2 protein-coding genes are annotated in these 2369 nt (G+C 69.2%); both read left to right on the plus strand.

Annotated features, from left to right (window positions below; genetic code table 11):
* The coding region (locus tag VIU94_RS32130; RefSeq protein ID WP_331916845.1) for an alkaline phosphatase D family protein at positions 1-1577 on the plus strand (1577 nt) is incomplete at its 5' end.
* 387 nt (positions 1578-1964) lie between these two features.
* A complete protein-coding gene (locus tag VIU94_RS32135; protein ID WP_331916847.1) occupies positions 1965-2342 on the plus strand; it encodes a hypothetical protein in 378 nt (125 codons plus the stop codon).
* Positions 2343-2369: the final 27 nt, after the last annotated feature.

Raw genomic sequence — 2369 nt, forward strand, 5'->3', positions numbered from 1 at the left:
GACTGCTGGTCGGTGCGGCCGTCGTCGCGGGTGCTCAGGCGTTGGGCATCCGTACCGCCCACGCGGAGCGGGTCCAGCAGGACCCGTTCAAACTCGGTGTGGCCAGCGGTGATCCGCTGCCCGACGGGGTCGTCCTGTGGACGCGGCTGGTGGCCGATCCCTACGACGCCCCCTCCATGGGGACCCTCCCGGTGAGCGTGGCATGGGAGATCGCCGCCGATCCGCAATTCAGCCAGGTCGTCCGGCGCGGTGTCGCTGTCGCCGACCCCGCACTCGCCCACAGCGTCCACGTAGATGTACGAGGCCTGGCCCCGGCCCGTGACTACTGGTACCGCTTTCGGACGGGCGGAGAGCTCAGCCCGGTCGGCCGGACGCGCACGGCCCCGGCGCGGCGTTCCCGCCCCGGAGGCCTCCGGCTCGGCGTGGTCAACTGCCAGAACTGGCAGAACGGTTACTGGCCCGCGTACACCGCGCTCGCCGAGGAGGACCTCGACGCGGTGCTGCACCTGGGCGACTACATCTACGCGTTCGACCCCAGGAGCGCCTACCCCGACCGGCTGCACACGACCCCCGAGACCCCCGGCCTCGACCAGCTCGTCACCCTCGCCGACTACCGGGCCAGGCACGCCCAGTACAAGACCGACCCGGCGCTGCAGGCAGCCCACGCCGCCTTCCCCTGGATCGTCACCTGGGACGACAACGACGTGGAGAACAACTACGCCGATCTCGTGGACGAGATCGGTGACACCGGCGCCCGTAAGCAGGACCCCGCCACCTTCGCGCTTCAGCGCGCCGCCGCCTACCAGGCCTACTACGAGCACCTGCCGCTCCGCCGCCGCTTCGATCCCGGCTCCCCGGAGTACCGGCTCTACCGCCGGTTCGACTTCGGTGACCTGCTTCGGCTGAACGTGCTGGACACCCGCCAGTACCGCACGGACCAGCCGGGGGGATTCCCGGGCGACTTCGGCCCGCCGGCGGCAGGCACGCAGAACACCGCCGGCACGCTCACCGGCGATGCCCAGGAAGACTGGCTGAGGGGCGGACTGGCCGGCTCCCAGGCCCTTTGGAACGTCATCACCCAGCAGGTGATGATGAGCCAGATCCGGCTCCCCAACTTCTTCAACCCGACTCAACCCCTGCCCCCGATCGCCAACCTCGACCAGTGGGACGGCTACGGCCCCGCCCGAACCCGGCTGCTCAGTTTCCTGCGCGACGCGAGGGTGGCGAACCCGATCGTGCTCGCCGGGGACGCCCACTCGTCCTGGTTCAGCGATCTGCGGATCGAGCGCGACGATCTCACAAGCGATCCAGTGGCTGTCGAGTTCACCGCGACCAGCGTCAGTTCCGACTTCCCCCTCGCCTTCGACGCAGCGCTCAAGACGTACAACCCCGTCCTGAATCCGCATGTCCGCTATTTCGACGGCTCCCGCCGCGGCTATCTGCGGCTGAACATCGACCGGCAGCAGTGGATCACCGACGCCCGGACCGTCGCCAGCATCGCGGTCCGTCAGTCGCCGGTGAGTACCACTGCCTCCTGGGCCGTCGCGGCCGGTGAACCGGGCCTCAATCCGGCCTGAGCGTCGCGCGAGCCGGGGGAACACGCGGGTGACGGGACGCCTCGCGTCCTGTCGCGGTGCAGCTGATACATAGGGACTCGTTGACCTGCATGAATGCCAGGTGGTTCGAGACTGCCGATGGCTGCCGATGGCTGCCGATCTCAAACGGTCTGGCTTGCGCGGAAGTCCCGCTCGCCGTGGAGACGGACGCGTGACGTGCTCGGAGTCCAGGCCGGTCTGCTCGCCCACGTCGCAGAGGGCGTGACGTTCGGAGAGCTGGCGGCCGCTCAGACGTACTGGCCGGTGGCCCGGGCCCATCTGCTCCATCTGTTGTGGCACCGCAGGCTCGGGATCGACCTTTCTCATCCGCTGACGGACAGGTCGAGTGGTTCTGGCAGGAGGTGCCTCGTGAACGCGTCAGCTGCCCTGGACCTCTTGCCCGGAGCGGGCATTGTGCTCAACGACGTGGAGTGGCTGGTCGAGCGCCAGGAGCCGAATCTGGGGCGGGTCCACCTGGTGCGGGCGGACGGTGATCGCCAGCGGGTGAGCTTCCGCTTCTTGGTCAACGACCCACATTGCAGACCGTCGTCACGCACGGCTGCGGAAGGGGCGGACCGAGGGCGCCAACCGGCCACATGGAGCGATGTGAAGCCGGAGAAGCGCCCCTTGATCGAACAGCGCTTCGCCCACCTGATGGAGGTGAGGTCGGCTTCCGCAGCGGTGATCCGTTCCGCCCTGAACCGGGTGAGCCGCGTCCCGAGTACGACCCGGACCGCACGACGCTGACCGAGCGACGGGCGGCGAAGGCCGCCG

The organism is Streptomyces sp. (genome assembly GCF_036566765.1).
Classification (GTDB): Bacteria; Actinomycetota; Actinomycetes; order Streptomycetales; family Streptomycetaceae; genus Streptomyces.